The sequence below is a fragment of the Acinetobacter sp. QJM3NY_42 genome (assembly GCF_056173745.1).
In genome coordinates this window covers 1,514,517-1,535,650 of sequence record NZ_CM149689.1, presented here as the reverse complement: position 1 = coordinate 1,535,650, position 21,134 = coordinate 1,514,517, and the positions used below count along the sequence as shown (strand labels likewise).

Sequence of the window (21,134 nt, the reverse complement as noted above, 5' to 3'; positions counted from 1 at the left end):
CTCGAAGTTTATTTGAGTAAATTTTTAGTCAGAAGATTAATGAGCCAGAATTGGTACCTTGTCTATAAATAAGGTACAAATGATTTTAACTGAAGAGTTTGATCATGGCTCAGATTGAACGCTGGCGGCAGGCTTAACACATGCAAGTCGAGCGGATGAAGGTAGCTTGCTACCGGATTCAGCGGCGGACGGGTGAGTAATGCTTAGGAATCTGCCTATTAGTGGGGGACAACGTTCCGAAAGGAGCGCTAATACCGCATACGTCCTACGGGAGAAAGCAGGGGACCTTTGGGCCTTGCGCTAATAGATGAGCCTAAGTCGGATTAGCTAGTTGGTAGGGTAAAGGCCTACCAAGGCGACGATCTGTAGCGGGTCTGAGAGGATGATCCGCCACACTGGGACTGAGACACGGCCCAGACTCCTACGGGAGGCAGCAGTGGGGAATATTGGACAATGGGGGGAACCCTGATCCAGCCATGCCGCGTGTGTGAAGAAGGCCTTTTGGTTGTAAAGCACTTTAAGCGAGGAGGAGGCTACCTAGATTAATACTTTAGGATAGTGGACGTTACTCGCAGAATAAGCACCGGCTAACTCTGTGCCAGCAGCCGCGGTAATACAGAGGGTGCGAGCGTTAATCGGATTTACTGGGCGTAAAGCGTGCGTAGGCGGCCAATTAAGTCAAATGTGAAATCCCCGAGCTTAACTTGGGAATTGCATTCGATACTGGTTGGCTAGAGTATGGGAGAGGATGGTAGAATTCCAGGTGTAGCGGTGAAATGCGTAGAGATCTGGAGGAATACCGATGGCGAAGGCAGCCATCTGGCCTAATACTGACGCTGAGGTACGAAAGCATGGGGAGCAAACAGGATTAGATACCCTGGTAGTCCATGCCGTAAACGATGTCTACTAGCCGTTGGGGCCCTTGAGGCTTTAGTGGCGCAGCTAACGCGATAAGTAGACCGCCTGGGGAGTACGGTCGCAAGACTAAAACTCAAATGAATTGACGGGGGCCCGCACAAGCGGTGGAGCATGTGGTTTAATTCGATGCAACGCGAAGAACCTTACCTGGCCTTGACATACAGAGAACTTTCCAGAGATGGATTGGTGCCTTCGGGAACTCTGATACAGGTGCTGCATGGCTGTCGTCAGCTCGTGTCGTGAGATGTTGGGTTAAGTCCCGCAACGAGCGCAACCCTTTTCCTTATTTGCCAGCACTTCGGGTGGGAACTTTAAGGATACTGCCAGTGACAAACTGGAGGAAGGCGGGGACGACGTCAAGTCATCATGGCCCTTACGGCCAGGGCTACACACGTGCTACAATGGTCGGTACAAAGGGTTGCTACACAGCGATGTGATGCTAATCTCAAAAAGCCGATCGTAGTCCGGATTGGAGTCTGCAACTCGACTCCATGAAGTCGGAATCGCTAGTAATCGCGGATCAGAATGCCGCGGTGAATACGTTCCCGGGCCTTGTACACACCGCCCGTCACACCATGGGAGTTTGTTGCACCAGAAGTAGGTAGTCTAACCGCAAGGAGGACGCTTACCACGGTGTGGCCGATGACTGGGGTGAAGTCGTAACAAGGTAGCCGTAGGGGAACCTGCGGCTGGATCACCTCCTTAACGAAAGATTGACGATTGGTAAGAATCCACAACAAGTTGTTCTTCATGACGATGTATCTGAGGGTCTGTAGCTCAGTTGGTTAGAGCACACGCTTGATAAGCGTGGGGTCACAAGTTCAAGTCTTGTCAGACCCACCACTACTGACGAAAGCAGTAATGCAGAAAAACAGATATGTTGACTTATTGATAAGCTGGGGACTTAGCTTAGTTGGTAGAGCGCCTGCTTTGCACGCAGGAGGTCAGGAGTTCGACTCTCCTAGTCTCCACCACGAATCAAACATGATTTGATTCGAAGCTAAAGATTACAGAATTTAGTAAATGGAAGGTTCAAGAATCCTGGTTTATTAACTTCTGTGATTTATCACAGTTGACTGCAGTCCGACGAGGATGCAGTGAATCATTAACAGATTGGCAAATTTGAGTCTGAAATAAATTGTTCAACTCATTCAATAGACGTTACAGGGTAACCTGTTAACTAACGTAGATTGAACTGAGAACTAGCAAATTAACTGAATCAAGCGTTTTGGTATATGAATTTAGATTGAAGCTGTACAGTGCTTAAATGCACAGTACTCTAAACTGTAATGTTGAAGTTGCTCCTTGTAGGTAACGTCGACTGTTTGGGGTTGTATAGTCAAGTAATTAAGTGCATGTGGTGGATGCCTTGGCAGTCAGAGGCGATGAAAGACGTGATAGCCTGCGAAAAGCTTCGGGGAGGCGGCAAATATCCTGTGATCCGGAGATGTCTGAATGGGGAAACCCACTTACCATAAGGTAGGTATTGCATGATGAATACATAGTCATGCAAGGCGAACGAGGGGAAGTGAAACATCTCAGTACCCTCAGGAAAAGAAATCAATTGAGATTCCCTCAGTAGCGGCGAGCGAACGGGGATCAGCCCATTAAGTTATGTGTGTTTTAGCGGAATGCTCTGGGAAGTGCAACCGTAGAGGGTGATAGTCCCGTACACGAAAGGGCACACATAATGATGACGAGTAGGGCGAGGCACGTGAAACCTTGTCTGAATATGGGGGGACCATCCTCCAAGGCTAAATACTCCTGACTGACCGATAGTGAACCAGTACCGTGAGGGAAAGGCGAAAAGAACCCCTGTGAGGGGAGTGAAATAGATCCTGAAACCGCATGCATACAAGCAGTGGGAGCACCTTCGTGGTGTGACTGCGTACCTTTTGTATAATGGGTCAGCGACTTATATTCAGTGGCGAGGTTAACCGAATAGGGGAGCCGTAGAGAAATCGAGTCTTAATAGGGCGTCTAGTCGCTGGGTATAGACCCGAAACCGGGTGATCTATCCATGAGCAGGTTGAAGGTTGGGTAACACTAACTGGAGGACCGAACCCACCGTCGTTGAAAAGCCGGGGGATGACTTGTGGATAGGGGTGAAAGGCTAATCAAACTCGGTGATAGCTGGTTCTCCCCGAAAGCTATTTAGGTAGCGCCTCGGACGAATACCATTGGGGGTAGAGCACTGTTTCGGCTAGGGGGTCATCCCGACTTACCAAACCGATGCAAACTCCGAATACCAATGAGTACTATCCGGGAGACAGACTGCGGGTGCTAACGTCCGTAGTCAAGAGGAAAACAATCCAGACCGCCAGCTAAGGCCCCAAAATCATAGTTAAGTGGGAAACGATGTGGGAAGGCATAGACAGCTAGGAGGTTGGCTTAGAAGCAGCCACCCTTTAAAGAAAGCGTAATAGCTCACTAGTCGAGTCGGCCTGCGCGGAAGATGTAACGGGGCTAAAACTATGTGCCGAAGCTGCGGATGCACATTTATGTGCGTGGTAGGGGAGCGTTCTGTAAGCCGATGAAGGTGGATTGAGAAGTCTGCTGGAGGTATCAGAAGTGCGAATGCTGACGTGAGTAACGACAAAACGGGTGAAAAACCCGTTCGCCGAAAGACCAAGGGTTCCAGTCCAACGTTAATCGGGGCTGGGTGAGTCGACCCCTAAGGCGAGGCCGAAAGGCGTAGTCGATGGGAAATTGGTTAATATTCCAATACTTCTGTGTAATGCGATGAGAGGACGGAGAAGGTTAGGTCAGCCTGGCGTTGGTTGTCCAGGTGGAAGACAGTAGGCATGCATCTTAGGCAAATCCGGGGTGCTCTATGCTGAGAGTCGATAGCAAGCCAGTTTACTGGCGAAGTGGCCGATACCATACTTCCAAGAAAAGTCTCTAAGCTTCAGTTACACAGGAATCGTACCCGAAACCGACACAGGTGGTCAGGTCGAGTAGACCAAGGCGCTTGAGAGAACTCTGCTGAAGGAACTAGGCAAAATGGTACCGTAACTTCGGGAGAAGGTACGCTGCTGATGGTGATAGGACTTGCTCCTTGAGCTGTCGGCAGCCGCAGAAACCAGGCCGCTGCAACTGTTTATTAAAAACATAGCACTCTGCAAACACGAAAGTGGACGTATAGGGTGTGATGCCTGCCCGGTGCTGGAAGGTTAATTGATGGGGTTAGCGTAAGCGAAGCTCTTGATCGAAGCCCCAGTAAACGGCGGCCGTAACTATAACGGTCCTAAGGTAGCGAAATTCCTTGTCGGGTAAGTTCCGACCTGCACGAATGGCATAATGATGGCGGCGCTGTCTCCAGCAGAGGCTCAGTGAAATCGAAATCGCTGTGAAGATGCAGTGTACCCGCGGCTAGACGGAAAGACCCCGTGAACCTTTACTGCAGCTTGACACTGAACTTTGACCTTACTTGTGTAGGATAGGTGGGAGGCTTTGAAGTAGGGACGCCAGTTCCTATGGAGCCATCCTTGAAATACCACCCTGGTAATGTTGAGGTTCTAACTCTGACCCATAATCTGGGTCGAGGACCGTGTCTGGTGGGTAGTTTGACTGGGGCGGTCTCCTCCTAAAGAGTAACGGAGGAGTACGAAGGTGCGCTCAGCGTGGTCGGAAATCACGCGTAGAGTATAAAGGCAAAAGCGCGCTTAACTGCGAGACCCACAAGTCGAGCAGGTACGAAAGTAGGTCTTAGTGATCCGGTGGTTCTGTATGGAAGGGCCATCGCTCAACGGATAAAAGGTACTCTGGGGATAACAGGCTGATACCGCCCAAGAGTTCATATCGACGGCGGTGTTTGGCACCTCGATGTCGGCTCATCTCATCCTGGGGCTGAAGCAGGTCCCAAGGGTATGGCTGTTCGCCATTTAAAGAGGTACGCGAGCTGGGTTTAGAACGTCGTGAGACAGTTCGGTCCCTATCTACCGTGGGCGCTGGAAATTTGAGAGGATCTGCTCCTAGTACGAGAGGACCAGAGTGGACGAACCTCTGGTGTACCGGTTGTGACGCCAGTCGCATCGCCGGGTAGCTATGTTCGGAAGGGATAACCGCTGAAAGCATCTAAGCGGGAAGCCTACCTCAAGATAAGATTTCCCTGTGACTTTATGTCACCTAAAGAGCCGTTCAAGACCAGGACGTTGATAGGTTGGATGTGGAAGCATAGTGATATGTGAAGCTGACCAATACTAATTGCTCGTGAGGCTTGACTATACAACACCCAAACAGTTGTATACAAAGCATCAATCGATTCATAAATATGCAATATCCCTTGATTCAGCCTGATGCTGGAACATACAATTCAGACCCAGATCTGCCCTCTGTTAATAACTCATTTGGACTAAAGTACGGCATATACTGCACCGCAGTTAAATCAGACCCGAACAAGTCCATCAACAGTTGTGCTGGCGACCATAGCAAGAGTGAACCACCTGATCCCTTCCCGAACTCAGAAGTGAAACCTCTTAGCGCTGATGGTAGTGTGGGGTTACCCATGTGAGAGTAAGTCATCGCCAGCTCATTATTCTAAAAAAGCTCCCTCATACGAGGGGGCTTTTTTTTATGCGTGAGGTGTAAAAGAAAAAGAGTTAGCCATCGTGATGCTGGCAATGGCTGATAGTCCGGTTTAAGTGGCTTCTAGTTCTTTTAAGGTTGATATTTTTTTCTATAGATAAGCAATGACACTATTATTCGGAATAACATAATTTATATAAATAAGAGTATGCAGCTAATATTCGCTTTATCAACTTTTTTAATCCCCTAAAAAGCATCTATACTTTTCAAATATATAATTATTATCAAAACTGTTTAAGTGATTACTTAAATATAGATTAAGCTTCTCTTATAAAGCCTGCTTCAGATTTTTCTGATGTTGCTTTACTTGTTTCGCATACTTTTTTCCTTGACGGCGCATTTTCCAACTGGAGTTATAACCTGTTGGGCCTACGTTATAATAAGCAAGTGCCTTTTTCCAGCTTCCAGCTGCCTGATTGTAGTTTGCTAGAACATAGCTACCGCAATTGATATTATTATATTCTTCAAAAAGGTCACTAGGGCAACTTTGTTGCCAGTATCTTGGAATAACCTGTGTCAAACCAATTGCACCAGCTGGTGAGATTGCATAATTACGATAGCTTGACTCTTGACGGATCATAGCTGCTAAAAGTAAAGGATCGATTGCATACTTATCTGCACTTTCTACAATAATAGGCGATAACCGATTGGCTGTTTCAGCTTCAACCGTATAAGCTTTTTGTATGCCCACAGCTAACTTGGCTGAACGTTTAGCAACTGAGCCTCCTCCCAAGGAGGAACAGCCACTAATAATTACAATGCTCGTAATTATAATTAAGTTTTTTATAAGAGATTTTTTTTTATTAAAAGATTGTGCATTTGAATAATTGATCAAAATCAAAATGTATAACCGACTATAGAAAAACTTATAGAAAAATATATTAAGATGCAGTATAAGGACAGTCAAGCATCCTATACTTTTTACTACATTTTTTCATATATTATTAGATATTAAAAATAGCCTAAGTTAATCTGGATTTTTAAATATAAAAATATAAAATATACTGATTTAAAGGTAATAAAAAATGACGCCTGCATGTAGACTATTAAAAGTAAATAAAATTGATTTTAGTATTCATGAATATGAGCATGATCCTCATACTAAAAATTTTGGATTAGAAGCAGCACAAAAACTGGGCTTGAAAGTTAAAGAAGTATTTAAAACATTATTAGTCACCGATGATAAAAATTATTATGTCGCAGTTTTACCAGTAGCCCATCAATTAAGCTTAAAGAAAATAGCTACAGCAGTAGGAGCTAAAAAACTACATATGGCAGACCCTAAAGATGCCGAACGCCTAACTGGTTATTTAGTAGGTGGGATTAGTCCCGTTGGTCAGAAAAAAAGATTAAAAACAGTTATCTCTATTAGTGCTACAGAACTTGAATGTATGTATGTAAGTGGTGGGAAAAGAGGGCTGGATATAGGGATTAAACCTAATGACCTAGCGCAGGTTTTGGGTGCTAAATTTGCTGATATTATTGATGAATAATCACTTTATTTCAGCTTATTAATTTGAGGATATATTGAAGTCTAACTCACATTGTTACTCACTTATGCAGATCATATAAAAAAGATAAAAGCCGCATTAAGCGACTTTATGATTTGATTCTACCTCAAGAATCACAAATTGAACATAAGAGTAGAACCAGAACCTTTTCCTTCCATCTTTATAAGGTTCTTTATATCTTCTTGCTCTAATTCGTGTATTTAGTATTTCGGACCCTAGATTTAATAATTTGGAGAACTCTGCACGACCAATACGTCTTTCACTTTGATGCTTGATTGCTTTTTTAAATTCTTGCATCTCATTAAAGATGGCTTGAAGCCATCATTTTCCTGAACAACTAAATTTTGTTTAGTTAGTAATTTCAACTATATAACAAAAAATCATTAAGTCGTGCGCCAGCTTTACTAAAGATTTGCATGTGTGGATCACCAGAGATAATCGTATTCCTTTTTATAGACATAAGTTGATCAAATAATAGCAGACAGGATGGAGGAATCTTTTTGAATTAAGATTCACATGCACAGCCTGAGCTAACTTGAACATTATGGTGACTTTCTTATTTTATATTTAAAAACTGTTGAAATAGTGAGTGAGAAAAGCTTATTTCATAAATTTCACCCAAGCAAAATTGATGATTAAATGCTTTAATAGCAGGGTTGTAATAGATGTGTAACTAACGTGTTTTTGAAGCCTAATTTATATACGGTTCCTACCATTACACAGGATTATCCCGAATGGCATCATGGCCGCCAGGAATACGGACTCTGGTATATCGAGATTACTGATCCAGAAGTAGTAGCCAATTTAAAAAATATTCGTGAATCTTTTCGGGATTTGCTGCTTGAGCCTAACCAACGCCAGTTTCATATTACGCTGTTTATATGCGGCTTTAAAATGAATGATTCAGTAGTACTTTATGATGATGATTTTAGTGCAGTGCAATTTCGACAACAATTACAACAGCTACAAAGACTTTCACCTCCTGTATTCAGTTTAAAAACAGGTCTATTAAATAGTTTTGAAACAGCTTTATTTATTGATATAGAAGATTCTGGAAAATGGCTTAGCCGGTTAAGACAAACTTTAAATTTAAATTGTCCAGAAATTGCTTCTTTAGAATATTATCCACATATTACATTAGGTTTATATCGTGATGCCTTTCCGGCAAAACAAGTATTGGATCGAATTGAGAAGTTTAAAGTAGATCGGTTTAATTTAAATATATCTAAATTAATATTTGGAACTTATCAGGCAAAAGTTCTGCAAGGCCCTTTATATCCTCATACTACTTTTAAGTTAGGTCATATATGTTACAGCTCATTTTAGGAGGCGCCCGTTCAGGTAAAAGCAGGCTGGCAGAAAAAATAGCTCTAGAGAGCGGGCTAAATGTTATTTATATTGCTACTGCACAGCCACTTGATGAAGAAATGCAAGAGAGAATCTTGCACCATCAGGAATCACGGCCACGAGAATGGCAAGTAATTGAAGAGCCTTTGTATCTTTCAGAAAAATTACAAGAAATTGATGCTCAAAATCAACTTATTCTGATTGACTGCCTGACCCTGTGGATGAGTAATCTGTTGTTACAGGATGCTTCAGAACTGCTGATGAGTCAGTGTCAAAAGCTGTTAACTATTTTACCAAATCTGAAGTCCGAGATTATTTTGGTGAGTAATGAAACAGGTCTTGGTGTGGTGCCGATGGGGAACATCAGCCGTAAATTTATAGATGAATCTGGACGTTTGCACCAGCAGATTGGGCAAATCGTACAAAAAGTAGTGTTCTGTGTAGCTGGATTCCCCATAATACTCAAAGAGGAAAAATAATGAACTGGTGGTTAGAACCTTGTAAGCAGCCAAATACAGAAATAAAAATACTGGCTGAACTACGACAGTCGCAACTGACTAAACCGTCCGGTTCTCTTGGAGAACTGGAGCAGGTTGCTGTCCGTTTAGCTGCCCTGCAGGGGAATGAACGTCCAGAGATTAACTACCCATGGATTACAATTTTTGCTGGTGATCATGGAGTGATGGAAGAGAATATTTCTGCTTATCCTCAAGCTGTTACCCGCCAAATGCTGCAAAATTTTATGACAGGTGGGGCATGTATCAGCGTTATTGCCAAAGAATACAATGCCAAGTTGAAAGTAATTGACTGCGGCTCAGTTGGGGAGCCTTACCATTATCCTGGCGTTGAATGTCACTGTATTGCGCCAGGAACTGCTAACTTTGCCACACAAACTGCCATGACCGAAGAGCAGTGTAAACAGGCAATGGAACTTGGTGCAAAAAGTGTAGAGGAGGCTGTGGCAGAGCAAGCTTCACTCTTTGTTGCCGGGGAAATGGGGATTGGAAATACTTGTTCTGCTTCAGCTGTAGCATGTCTATTATTGAATGAACCTGCAGAGAAATTAACAGGTGTAGGGACTGGTATTCGGCAAGAGCAGTTATCTTATAAAAAGCAGGTTATTGATCAGGCTATTGAGCTACATAAAAGTTATGCAGGATCAGATGCTTTTAAAATTCTTAGTGCTGTAGGTGGTTTAGAGCTCGCAGCGATGACAGGAGCTTATATACGCTGTGCACAACTTGGCTTACCTATAATAGTTGATGGTTTTATCAGCTCAGTATCTGCATTATGTGCTGTACGTTTGAATTCAGCAGTACGGTATTGGATGCTATTTGGACATCAGTCCGCTGAGTATGGCCACCAGCGTATACTTGCTGAACTTCAAGCCCAGCCACTTTTAAAATTGAACTTGCGGTTGGGGGAAGCCAGCGGTGCTGGTGCTGCCTTAGGTATAATTAAATTAGCTTGCGCTTTACATAATCAAATGGCGACTTTTGCCGAAGCAGCAGTAATTGGTGAAAAAGTTTAGATGTTACAGCTAGACCTTTTGCGCCATGGTCAGACTGAGTTGGGACATACTTTACGTGGCTATACTGACGATGCACTTACACCTGAAGGTTGGCAGCAGATGCAGCTTGAAGTTCTAGAAAAATTACAACAACCGGTTCAGTGGCAGGCTATTTATAGCTCTACACTTATACGTTGTTCACACTTTGCCAGACAGCTCTCACAACAGCTGAAATTACCCTTAATTCTCAATTCTGACCTTAAAGAAATGAATTTTGGACAATGGGAGGGATGCAGTACTGAAGAGATTTATCAACGTGAACCTGAACTCTTAGCCAGTTTCTGGGAAAAACCTTCATTTTATACACCGCCTGAAGCCGAGCCATTACATGAATTTCAACATCGTATTCAACGGGCTTTCCAGCTTATTCATCAGCAAATGTTAGAAAATAACTGGCGACAGGTACTGGTTATTTGTCATGGAGGCGTAATTAAATTGATGAAATGTCTGGCTTCAGATCAGTCACCAGATCATCTTTTAAAAATACCGGCTGAATTAGGGCAGCTCCATACTTTGTACTTAAACTCGCATAATCCCCAATCATATGCACTGGAAGCATCTGAAAAATGATTCGTTTAATGATTGCTTTACAGTTTTTGACGGTCTTTCCAATTAAATTAAAACAGATGCCCAGCCTAAAGCAGAATGCGGAATCCTTACTGTTTTATCCACTGGTTGGGTTGATGATCGGTGGCCTGCTTTTTGCCTTGACTTTGCTTTTACAGGCCTTACCCAGTTTAGTGCTAGCCACTTTTGTTCTGGTCATATGGATTTGGCTCACAGGCGGTTTACATCTGGATGGACTCGCAGATACTGCTGATGCCTGGGTTGGCGGTTTTGGTGACCCAGAACGAACTTTAAACATTATGAAAGACCCAAATTGTGGTCCAATTGGCGTGTTAAGCCTCATATTAATCAGTTTATTAAAGCTAGCGGCTTTATATTTGCTGATTGAAATGCATCAATATGATTTGATTATTTTAATCCCACTCTTGGGCCGTTTAGCGCCATTGTTTCTGTTTTTGACGACTCCATATGTGCGTAAGTCCGGTTTGGGTTCAGCTATAACTGAATATTTACCCCGCACTATAGCTTTTAGTATATTGATTATCATTACTTTTCTTTCATGTTATTTGAGTCTAGCCGGATCAATTGGTCTTGCAAGCGGAATCGTCACTCTGCTTTATTTAAGATTTAAATTTATTCAGCGCATCGGGGGTATTACTGGAGATACTGTAGGAGCAGCTATCGAAATAAGTGAAACCACAATTTTATTAACATGCGCATTGTCTGTATTTTATCTGCCAGCTTTGGTTTAACCTGTTAAGCGCAAAATAAGCCGAATTAGAAAGGGTCCGGCGAGCACCATAAATACGCCAGCTAAAACCATAGTCAGACTGGCAACTACACCTTCTTCACGGTGACGCATATAAGCCTTGGTAGTACCAAAACCATGTGCAGCATTACCTAAAGCCGCGCCATGTGCAAAATGGGACTTGAGTTTTAATGCGATCAAAACTAGATCACCGCACAGTATTCCTGCAACGCCTGTCATCATGGTAAATAAAATGACCAGTTCTACTGAACCGCCTACGTGTTCAGTAAGTTCCATGGCAAACGGAGTAGAAATAGAACGTGACATTAAACTATAAGTGGTAGCATTATCAAACTTGAATAATCTTGCCAGATAGAAAGCACTTAAAATACCAGCTAACATTCCCGCAAATACCCCTAAACTGATTGAAAATAAATGTTCGCGTATAATGTTACGGTATTCATAAATCGGTATGGCAAAAGCAACAGTGGCCGGGCCTAGCATCCATACCAGCCAGTGACTCTCCTGCATATAGGTTGCATAAGGAATATGAAAATAAACCATTCCAGTGACCAGTACGATTGGTACAAAAAAAGCTGGAGATAATAGTAAATAAGGAAACTGCTGATACAGTCTTTTAGCAAAGTAATAACTGACTAAGGTCAGCAATAATAGTAAATAAGCCAGAACTGTAGTACTCATGCTTTTTCTCCAGCATGATCAGTTGGCACTTGTCTTTTAGCTTTTAAATAATGTTCAAATTTAAAGCCTAAGTAAATACTATAGGCGGTAACTATCATAACGCAAATAGTACCTAATATGACGCTTACAATTAACTGCCATCCCTGATTAAGCAAGAGTGTCTTATAATTCATCACACCAATAACACAGGGAATAAAGAACAGGACCAGTTCATTTAAAATAAAATCCGAACCTTTTTTAATCCATTCAAGTTTAAATACTCCACTTGCTAGAGCTAGCAGAGTAATTATCAGCCCGAGCACCGCTGCAGAGATTGGTAAATTTAATAACTTTTGCAGTAAGTATCCTATACACCAAAATACAAATAACAGTCCAACCTGGATGAGTAATTTTAAGGAATAGAAAAGCCGTAACCACATGATGGCGTCCATAATTTAAATAAAAATAAAATCTCTACGCTATTTTAAATATAATTTTTATATTAAATTATGAATAATATAAAAATGATTATATCTATTTGGAATAATTTATTTATGGAGTTTAAAGCTTTAAAAATTTTTGTTGAAATTGTGCGTTCTCAAGGGTTTAGTCAGGCAGCTGAACGACTTTTTCTTACTCAGCCTGCGGTAAGTAAAGCGATTGGCCAACTTGAAAGCGAATTAGGCTGCGAGCTATTCAAGAAGGGTAAAGCCGGCCGCAAACGTGACATCAGACTAACGTATCTTGGAGAGCAGATTTATCAGCATGCTTTAATTATTTTGGATGAACAGAAAAAAATAACTGATACTATTCAGCAGATCCAATCTTTACAGAAAGGTAAGCTGACTCTTGGCTTGCCGCCTTTAGGGTCTGTATTGTTCAGCTCACTTATTGCATTGTTTCATCAAAAATATCCAGAAATTGAGCTGAATTTTCTAGAAGTAGGTGCAAATGGTATAGAACAGGCAATTTTAGCTAAAACAGTTGATGTCGGTATATTGTTAGGTGAATTGAAACCGGTATTTAATTCAATCCCGGTGGTTAATTCTTCCTTATGTTTACTCTCCGTGAGCAACTCGATATGGAAGGGCAGGACTACAGTCAGTCTTGCAGAGCTTAAAACCCAAGATTTCCTTTTTTACGATGACAGTTTTAGTTTAAATAATATGATTACTGAAGCTGCACATCAGGCAGGTTTCGTACCTCATGTAATCTGTAAAAGTAGCCAGTGGGATTTTATTGCGAAGATGGTCGAGTCAGGTATGGGTATCGCGTTATTACCTGAGCTTTATTGTAATAAGCTTGATCCTTCTAAATTTAATATATCTATTTTACAAGAGCCCTCTTTAAACTGGACTTTAAGCATGGCTTGGGACTCTACTGTCAGTATGTCAGCTGCCACTCGAGCATGGTTAAATATTATTGAGGATAACCGGCAGCTGATTCATCTATAAATAGATAAGATTTAAAATGGTGAGCTGTAAAAATAGACAAAATTCAGCTTTGTGATAAGATGAACTAAATGCGTACAGATTGGCGCAGAGGTGAATCAATGTCAGCACTTACAATGATGAATATGTCCATGCATGAGGAAGCAATGATTCCTAAACTTGCAATACAGGCATTTCGGCATGCATTTGAACAGGCATGTGCTTCTTCTGAAGTCGTTTATACAGAGCAGCATAAACTGGTTAAACACTTGCCAGATGGTGAAAAAGTCTTTTTAAAAGATACTGGACATGCATATCAGTCTATACAGCCGCAGCAGCGTCAGGTAATGAAACGGCGTAAAAAACAGGAAACGGCTATTTAAATATGCCTCAACCTAGAATCAGAATGTTTGCCGGTCCAAATGGTTCCGGTAAAAGTACGATTAAAGAATATTTATTGCCCCATTATATTGGGGCTTATTTAAATGCAGATGAGCTGGAAAAAGAGCTTAAAGAAACCTGTCGATGTAATCTCAAGAGCTATCATCAAGCTTTAAAAGCAGTAGAGCTTATTGAGTTTTTACAGACCAAAAAGCGTAAAAACGGGCCCTTACTTAGTACCTCTCCAATTATAGAGCCAGATGAAAATATTATCTTCCAGCCAGATGAGGTGGACTCTTACCTAGCTGCCCGTATTATCGACTTCATACGCTTAAAGTTTATCGAACTCAAAGTAAGCTTTACTTTTGAAACAGTCATGTCACATATCAGTAAGATCGAGTTCTTGCGTGAAGCTCAAAAACAGGGTTTTCGCACTTATCTTTATTATGTCTCAACAATTGACCCTGATATTAATATTGCCAGAGTTGAATATCGCGTAAGCCAAGGTGGGCATCCAGTGCCTGAAATTAAAATCCGTGAGCGTTACTACCGGAGTATGGATCTGCTGATGCAGGCTATAGAAGCTTCAGACCGCACCTATATTTTTGATAATTCTTCAAATGGACAAAAAGCTGCATTTATTGCAGAAGTAGAAAATGCGGAAAAACTTCGTGTTAACCCAGAATTACTGGAAGTCCCACGGTGGTTTGCAGAAAAAGTTTTAAGTGAATTTGAATAATAATATTATTTATATATAGAATTGCTCAGTTTCTTTCAAGCTTAGCCTGCTTATTAATAAAGCTAATCTAAGAAAATAGCTATGACAACTTTTTTGATTTCGATACTAAATAATATAAATTCTAGCTGATACTTGAACAGCTAGAATTATTTTGATATCTAAATAGCCTAAGTTGTTTTAAGCTTTTTCTAGTTTTAACAACTCTAGTAATTTTACAGCGGCTTCTTCAGAACTACCCGGATTTTGTCCAGTAATGAGTTGCCCCTCAACCAGCACAAAAGATTGCCAGTCTGGACCTTTTTCATATAACGCACCCTGAGCTTTAAACTCATCTTCTATAAGGAAGGGTACGACCTCAGTTAAGCCTACAGCATCTTCTTCACTATTTGAAAACCCTGTCACTTTTTTACCTTTTACAAAGCTTTGACCATTTGAAGTCAAATTTTTAAGCACAGCTGGAGCATGACAGACTAAAGCCATTGGTTTTTGTGCCTCATCAAAATACTGCAGAATATTTAAGGAATTCTGATCATTGCTCAGGTCCCAGAGTGGGCCATGACCACCTGGATAAAAGACTGCATCAAACTGGTCAGGTTGTACTTCCGCCAAAATATGTGAATTTGCCAGAGCCTGTTGTGCTTCCTGATCTGCTTTAAAACGCTGAGTGGCCTCAGTTTGTGCATCTGGCTCGTCACTTTTTGGGTCTAAAGGAGGTTGACCGCCTGCTGGTGAAGCAAGCGTAATGTCTGCTCCAGCATCTTTAAAGACATAATAAGGAGCTGCAAATTCTTCTAACCAGAAACCAGTTTTTTTACCTGTATTACCTAAAGCACTATGAGATGTCAAAACCATAAGAATTTTCATAAATTTATCCTGAGTAAACGCTAGTATTAATTTAAATAGAAAGTTCAGAATTAGCTTGTAAGTGAAAGAGTTAATGTTCAAGTAAGCTTATGCATCTTTTCACATTAAAAGTGTAAGTCAGGTGAATTGATATTTTTATTGTTTTTGATAAGGAACACTAAACTTTATAAAAATAAAATGATCAATTTAGATGAGTTTATAAAAAGTTTAAAATTTTCATTTTAGACCTCTCAATTAAAAAATATCTGATCAGCCCTCTGCATTTGATCCTGCTTTTCTTATTACTTCTTTACTCATAGCTTATTTTTTGTTCAGAGCTGGGAAATTACTGGTTAACTAATTATAGTGAATTTTATAGGTTTTCTAAATGAATAAACAATCTATTACTTTTGATTATTCTCATATACTCAGTTGAACACTGGGCTAAGATTTTTTCTAGAAATGTTTACTGTATAGGTTTAAAGATATTCATTTTATGAAGTGCTGGGTTATTTCATGCATTTCCATATGAGTCGCTAGACTTATAGAAACACTTTCAATGGCTGGTAATTTTGAGTTGGATAATTATAGGAGCAGGTATTCTTAGCTTGTACTATTTAGTTTTAATTAAATAAAGATAATTATTTAGAATAATAAATAATATCTCACCATTGGTCATTTTAACTTCATGTAGAGGATAAGCATTTCAATTTCGAAACGATGTGTTTTATTTGCTCTCGTTTAATCCAGCCAAGAATATAATTAAAATTCAATAAAACAGGCTATAGGCAGAAAAAATGCTTCTCTGTCTATTTTTTTATAAGAGCTTAAAATAACTTTAGGAATATTTATGGCGAATTCGTCAGTTTATTATACCCGTACAGCACAAATCCTGCATTGGGTGATGGCATTTATTTTTCTTACAGCTTGGCTTATAGGTTTTTATAGTGGAAATTTTTTAACTTATGAAATTAATGGAGGTTTTAAGGGCGATATTATTACTCTTCATAAAAATATAGCGACCATACTTATTTTCCTTTTAGTAATGCGTATATTATGGCGCTATACGCATCCCGTACCTGAACTTCCAGCAAGTATGTCTCCCATGATGAAAAAAGCGGCTCATGCTGGACATTTAGGTTTATATCTTGTCTTGATTGCTTTGCCTGTTACAGGCTGTTTATTTAGCTGGTCCGCTGGACATCCTGCTCCTGTATTGTATTTATTCAATTTACCGACGCTTATTCAGCCAAATCAGGAGGTACTTGCAGTAGTAAAGTCTTTACATATCTATTTATCTTGGGGAGCAGGTCTATTAGTCGCCGGGCACATACTTGCAGCTTTAAAACATCATTTTATTGATAAAGATCATATTCTGAAAAGTATGATAGGCCATTGAAGTCTTGAGATGAGTTATATCTAAGCTAATAGGCTAAATCTAATAAGCTTTTTTAATATTAAATATATATTTAAATGATTTAAAAGGTAAATAGATTCAAATCTGTTATTTATTTTTAGGTATATAAATAAAACATTATCTATCTTATTATAGAAATGTCTGTTAAATAGGCAAATCTTGTGTAATCAGCGCAATTGAATACACGCCCGCTCAAATGAGCGGGTTTTTAATTTTAAAGATCAAATTTTATCAGGCCACTAAATTAATTTAAATTTTTCCCTAAAAAGCGTATAATAATCAGTTACTAATCATAAAATTTAATAGTGAAAGCACTGTGCCAAAATAGTTATTTTTATTAGGTCAAGTAGAGCTTCTGCTAACAGAAATTAAAAGCACAATTTGATACCGAATTTATAAACCAAACTAAAACTATCGATTTTTTTGAGAAAAAGCAGCTATAGTAAAGTCTTATTACCTTTATAAATTGAATGATTGTAGTAACTATGCTGCTTGTAGTTTTAAAATTTATCCAGACTATAGAAAGTAAATAAAAGAAAAAAGTAAAAAACGATATAAAATACTGGCTAAACGCTTGTTTACATCTTATGAACTTATAACTTAGCTGCCATTACACATTGCATAGTGTAATTAATACTTATTGTTTAGGTAAGCAGTAAATAGAGAAAGGAAGATAACTGAACCCTGCCATTTTTCTTTTATAGATGATAGAAAATAGAATAAGTAAATATCAATCAGAATGACAGTATAAATAACTTTTAATACTACTCGTGGCGATATAGAGTTAAAGCATAATAAATCAGAAAAATTTGTTCTATTCGCATCCCTTGTGCGCTGTATTTAAATAAAATAGTTTTTAGTAAATCAAGTATATGAATTTATTTAATTTAAAAGATAACTTAAATCTTATTTTTCTGCACGGGTACAGCATATAACTCAGAATGAGAAAACTGTAGAGAATCTAAAAGCTGGTTGGTAATTTTAAATTAAGCATTAAACATAAATTAAAGAGCTACAAAGTATAAAGATTGAAAATCTGATATAGCTGGTTAAGCAGAGCTCTGTAAGTAGGCCCTTGCAGATGCTTTAATTTAAATAAGCCCTCTAGAGGGCTTATTTACCTAAAAAATAATAAATGAAGAGCTAAAATAGCTACTACATATTTGGGTAGTTAGGACCACCACCACCTTCCGGTGTTACCCATGTGATGTTTTGTGAAGGGTCCTTGATATCACAGGTCTTGCAGTGCACACAGTTCGCTGCATTGATCTGGAACCGCGGTCCAGTCTCTTCCTGAACAATCTCGTAAACCCCGGCCGGACAGTAACGCTGTGCCGGCTCGTCATATTTCGGCAGGTTGACCTCAACCGGAATAGACGCATCAGCCAGCTTGAGGTGAGACGGCTGGTTTTCCTCATGTACCGTGTTGGATACAAAGACAGAAGACAGACGGTCAAAGGTCAGCTTGCCATCCGGTTTTGGATAGTTGGGCTTGAAGCTTTCTGCCTCTACAGTTTGCAGGGCCTTGAAGTCGGGCAGCAGGTCATGCAGGGTAAATGGAACCTTAAACACATTCTGGTCAATAAAGTTAAAGGCACCGCCAATCCACTGGCCAAACTTGTGCATGGCCGGGCCAAAGTTACGGGAGCTGTACAGCTCTTCTTTCAGCCAGCTATGGTTGAACTTGTCGGTATAGGCAGTCAGTTCCTTTTCAAAGAAGTCTTCGCCTTCAGCCGCACGGGCATAGCCCACTTCACCACCTTTTTCTACACCGCGGGCAATCGCTTCAAACACTGCTTCACCGCAGAGCATGCCGGACTTCATGGCAGTGTGTGAACCCTTGATCTTGGCAAAGTTCAGGAAACCGGCATCATCACCGATGAGGCAGCCGCCCGGGAAGGTCAGCTTTGGCAACGAGTTCAGGCCACCTTTGGTGACTGCACGCGCGCCATAAGAAATCCGCTTGCCGCCTTCGAGGTATTGTCTGATCAGGGGATGAGTCTTCCAGCGCTGCATTTCAGCAAACGGGAACATATGCGGATTCTTGTACGACAGGTCGACAATCATGCCCAGCGTCACCTGGTTATTTTCGGCATGGTATAGCCACCAGCCCCCAGACGAACCGGTCTCTGACAATGGCCAGCCGGCACCGTGCATCACCAGACCCGGCTTGTGCTTGGCAGGATCAATTTCCCATAGCTCTTTAATACCGATGCCGTAGTGCTGCGGATCGGCATCTTTATCCAGGTTAAATTTCTGGATCAGGCGCTTGCCTAAATGGCCACGGCAGCCTTCGGCAAATAGGGTATATTTGGCCAGCAACTCGTAGCCCGGCATAAAGTTATGGGTTGGCTGTCCATCTTTGCCAATGCCCATGTCACCGGTCTGGATTCCGCGGACCGAACCATCTTCATGGTAGAGGATTTCTGATGCAGCAAAGCCCGGGAAGATCGAGACTTCCAGCTCCTCTGCCTTGGCACCCAGCCAGCGTACGACATTGCCCAGCGAGATGACGTAGTTGCCATCATTATGCATGGTTTTTGGCACCATCCAGTGCGGTGCTTCTTTGGAGGTGGTGTCAGAGAGCAGGAAAAAGGTTCTGTCTTCAGTCACCGGGACATTAAGCGGAGCACCGAGCTCTTTCCAGTCGGGGAAGAGTTCATTCATGGCCCGGGGTTCAAGTACAGCACCGGAAAGAATATGCGCACCAACTTCGGAACCTTTTTCGACGACACAAACGGAAAGATCGGGTAGGTTGTTTTCAATCGCCAGTTGACGGATGCGGATCGCAGCTGAAAGACCTGCAGGTCCTGCACCAACGATCACTACGTCAAACTCCATTGATTCTCTTTCTATATTTTCCATAATTAGAAACACCATTTCGCTTAGCGATATATTAATTTGTTATTTGTAAAAAGGCAACTCTCTATTAAATAGCACGTATACTGAGATGCTAAAATAAATTATCTTTTCACTATAAAGGTGAACAGGAAAAATAAATGCAGAGAACTGTATCTAAAACTCTTTTAAAAGGCTGAGTTGAATATATTTAGAAACTATTAAATCTATATATGTTTTAGATTTGGATTTTTATATAAAAAATTCCAATAACTGGTTTTTGGCCAGTTATTGGGGAAAAGAACTCAAGAGTTCTGGGGGTCATATTGTTTCTCTTTGATAAAGAGGGCTGGAATAACTCCACAGATAAAGTAGGCTGCTCCCATGACTACAAAGCCTAAGCCAATTGAACCACCAGAAGCCAGATAACCAATAGTTGCAGGAGCAATCGCTGCGCCCAGACGCCCGACATTATATGCTCCTCCAATTGCTGTACCACGAATTGCAGTTGCAAAACTTTCAGTCATGTAGGTTGCATTTACACCATATGGTACGCCATACAGAAAACCGAAAATTATCAATAAGTACAGGATATTCTCTGGTGAATTATAAAATACAATTAATGGTAGAAATACAGCAGTTCCTATAGCACCAAAAGCATAGGTAAAGCGGCGACCCAGTTTATCCGCCATATAACCTGCAAGAACTTTACCTAGAATCATTGCAGTATAAGTTCCTACCATATAAGCAGTCATTTCTTTGAACTTCATTCCAAGTTCACTTTCCAGATAAGAAGGCATCCAGTTATTTACGCCATAGTAGCCAAACTGAAGGAAGCCGGCAGTAAGTGCCCAGAGTATAAACATATTGCGGTTACGTTTATCCTGGAAAATAAGTTTAAAGGCTGACTCTTTTTTCTGGTGATGATTATTTATCGCTTTATTCAAGCGAGATTGTTGCCATGCTTCCGGTTCTGGAACCAGAATGTGCATAAAGATAGCGATAGCAATTGGAATAATTGCAACATAAAACAGCATGCGCCATCCATGATCAGGAATAATCCAGCCGGCTAGCAAAGTTGCTACAATATAGCCCACTGTCCAGCCAGCTTGTAGGGTACCTAATACAGTAGTGCGGTATCGGGTAGGAACATATTCTGCCATTAAAGTATTACAGGCGATGTAAAGAGAACCTAGACCTAATGAAGCAAAAAAACGTAGAATACCAAACTGCATAAAGCTTTGCGTAAAGCCCAAGCCACAGGTCAAAACTGAAAAGGTTAAAATTGAAATTACAACTATTCTGACCCTGCCAAAGCGGTCGCAGGCCCAGCCCCCAAAGATACCGCCAATTGCCATACCAGCTAAAGTAAAACTACCCAGCATGCCAGCTTCAACAGTACTCAGTCCGAAATCTGCCTTAATACTGTTGAGGCTATAAGAAAGCAGCATTAAATCAGCGCCATCGACCAGTAAAGCTAAAAATGCAAATAAGAATGCAATTTTCCAGGTATTCGGGCCAATGCTTGAAGTTATTGTGTTTATAGACATAATCCAT

The 21,134-nt window shown here is 40.9% G+C and carries 16 protein-coding genes, 2 tRNA genes and 3 rRNA genes; 15 read left to right on the top strand and 6 right to left on the bottom strand.

From position 1 onward, the window contains the following. The first annotated feature begins 86 nt into the window (after positions 1-86). The 5 genes from AC0VYT_RS07175 to rrf all read left to right on the top strand — a co-directional run bounded on the left by AC0VYT_RS07175 (position 87) and on the right by rrf (position 5,450). Positions 87-1,623, top strand: a 16S ribosomal RNA gene (locus AC0VYT_RS07175). 61 nt (positions 1,624-1,684) lie between these two features. Beyond that, positions 1,685-1,761, top strand: a tRNA-Ile gene (locus AC0VYT_RS07170). A gap of 55 nt (positions 1,762-1,816) precedes the next feature. Beyond that, positions 1,817-1,892 (top strand) — tRNA-Ala (locus tag AC0VYT_RS07165). Between the two features lie 363 nt (positions 1,893-2,255). After that, positions 2,256-5,145, top strand: a 23S ribosomal RNA gene (locus tag AC0VYT_RS07160). 190 nt (positions 5,146-5,335) lie between these two features. After that, positions 5,336-5,450 (top strand): 5S ribosomal RNA (gene rrf, locus AC0VYT_RS07155). Together the 16S, 23S and 5S rRNA genes with 2 tRNA genes alongside form the textbook arrangement of a ribosomal RNA operon. A 323-nt stretch (positions 5,451-5,773) precedes the next feature. On the opposite strand, the gene AC0VYT_RS07150 is transcribed toward rrf, so the two are convergent. Then, positions 5,774-6,292 (bottom strand): lytic transglycosylase domain-containing protein, encoded by a 519-nt coding sequence (locus AC0VYT_RS07150; protein WP_050762826.1) that lies wholly within the window; start codon positions 6,290-6,292, stop codon positions 5,774-5,776. Positions 6,293-6,530: 238 nt separating this feature from the next. On the opposite strand from AC0VYT_RS07150, the gene ybaK reads away from it, so the two are divergent. The 6 genes from ybaK to AC0VYT_RS07120 all read left to right on the top strand — a co-directional run bounded on the left by ybaK (position 6,531) and on the right by AC0VYT_RS07120 (position 11,252). Then, positions 6,531-6,998 (top strand): Cys-tRNA(Pro) deacylase, encoded by a 468-nt coding sequence (ybaK, locus tag AC0VYT_RS07145; RefSeq protein ID WP_005014130.1) that lies wholly within the window; start codon positions 6,531-6,533, stop codon positions 6,996-6,998. A gap of 696 nt (positions 6,999-7,694) precedes the next feature. Beyond that, positions 7,695-8,342: a 2'-5' RNA ligase family protein gene (locus tag AC0VYT_RS07140; RefSeq protein ID WP_005014131.1), complete on the top strand. Its 648-nt coding sequence runs from the start codon at positions 7,695-7,697 to the stop codon at positions 8,340-8,342. Further along, on the top strand, positions 8,324-8,842 hold the full coding sequence (gene cobU, locus AC0VYT_RS07135) for a bifunctional adenosylcobinamide kinase/adenosylcobinamide-phosphate guanylyltransferase (protein WP_005014132.1): 519 nt from the start codon (positions 8,324-8,326) through the stop codon (positions 8,840-8,842). The genes AC0VYT_RS07140 and cobU overlap by 19 nt, the downstream gene beginning before the upstream one ends. Then, positions 8,842-9,894, top strand: a complete 1,053-nt coding sequence (gene cobT, locus AC0VYT_RS07130) for a nicotinate-nucleotide--dimethylbenzimidazole phosphoribosyltransferase (RefSeq protein WP_005014135.1) — start codon at positions 8,842-8,844, stop codon at positions 9,892-9,894. Before cobU ends, cobT begins: the two co-directional genes overlap by 1 nt. Then, positions 9,895-10,503, top strand: coding sequence for a histidine phosphatase family protein (locus tag AC0VYT_RS07125; protein ID WP_005014137.1), 609 nt, complete (start codon positions 9,895-9,897; stop codon positions 10,501-10,503). Then, positions 10,500-11,252: an adenosylcobinamide-GDP ribazoletransferase gene (locus AC0VYT_RS07120; protein WP_005014145.1), complete on the top strand. Its 753-nt coding sequence runs from the start codon at positions 10,500-10,502 to the stop codon at positions 11,250-11,252. The genes AC0VYT_RS07125 and AC0VYT_RS07120 overlap by 4 nt, the downstream gene beginning before the upstream one ends. Here AC0VYT_RS07120 and AC0VYT_RS07115 read toward each other — a convergent pair. Next, positions 11,249-11,950, bottom strand: coding sequence for an LrgB family protein (locus tag AC0VYT_RS07115; protein WP_005014146.1), 702 nt, complete (start codon positions 11,948-11,950; stop codon positions 11,249-11,251). The genes AC0VYT_RS07120 and AC0VYT_RS07115 overlap by 4 nt on opposite strands. Next, positions 11,947-12,369, bottom strand: a complete 423-nt coding sequence (locus tag AC0VYT_RS07110) for a CidA/LrgA family protein (RefSeq protein WP_005014147.1) — start codon at positions 12,367-12,369, stop codon at positions 11,947-11,949. Before AC0VYT_RS07110 ends, AC0VYT_RS07115 begins: the two co-directional genes overlap by 4 nt. Before the next feature lie 114 nt (positions 12,370-12,483). Here AC0VYT_RS07110 and AC0VYT_RS07105 point away from each other — a divergent pair, with 114 nt between their 5' ends. From AC0VYT_RS07105 to AC0VYT_RS07095, 3 genes are all read left to right on the top strand, one after another. Continuing rightward, on the top strand, positions 12,484-13,383 hold the full coding sequence (locus AC0VYT_RS07105) for a LysR family transcriptional regulator (RefSeq protein ID WP_005014148.1): 900 nt from the start codon (positions 12,484-12,486) through the stop codon (positions 13,381-13,383). A 98-nt stretch (positions 13,384-13,481) separates the two neighbouring features. Further along, a complete protein-coding gene (locus AC0VYT_RS07100; protein WP_005014149.1) occupies positions 13,482-13,742 on the top strand; it encodes a hypothetical protein in 261 nt (86 codons plus the stop codon). 2 nt (positions 13,743-13,744) lie between these two features. Further along, entirely contained in the window at positions 13,745-14,479 is a 735-nt protein-coding gene (locus AC0VYT_RS07095) for an ATPase (protein ID WP_005014150.1), read from the top strand. A 177-nt stretch (positions 14,480-14,656) separates the two neighbouring features. Here the strand turns inward: AC0VYT_RS07095 and AC0VYT_RS07090 are convergent, their stop codons facing one another. Beyond that, entirely contained in the window at positions 14,657-15,343 is a 687-nt protein-coding gene (locus AC0VYT_RS07090) for a type 1 glutamine amidotransferase domain-containing protein (RefSeq protein ID WP_005014151.1), read from the bottom strand. A gap of 829 nt (positions 15,344-16,172) precedes the next feature. Between AC0VYT_RS07090 and AC0VYT_RS07085 the strand changes: the two genes are divergently transcribed. Continuing rightward, positions 16,173-16,721, top strand: a complete 549-nt coding sequence (locus AC0VYT_RS07085; RefSeq protein WP_005014152.1) for a cytochrome b — start codon at positions 16,173-16,175, stop codon at positions 16,719-16,721. A gap of 1,173 nt (positions 16,722-17,894) precedes the next feature. On the opposite strand, the gene AC0VYT_RS07080 is transcribed toward AC0VYT_RS07085, so the two are convergent. Both AC0VYT_RS07080 and AC0VYT_RS07075 read right to left on the bottom strand, forming a co-directional pair. Beyond that, complete coding sequence (locus AC0VYT_RS07080; RefSeq protein ID WP_034433123.1) at positions 17,895-19,604, bottom strand: electron transfer flavoprotein-ubiquinone oxidoreductase; 1,710 nt, start codon at positions 19,602-19,604, stop codon at positions 17,895-17,897. A gap of 278 nt (positions 19,605-19,882) precedes the next feature. Further along, positions 19,883-21,127: an MFS transporter gene (locus AC0VYT_RS07075; protein ID WP_005014155.1), complete on the bottom strand. Its 1,245-nt coding sequence runs from the start codon at positions 21,125-21,127 to the stop codon at positions 19,883-19,885. Positions 21,128-21,134: the final 7 nt, after the last annotated feature.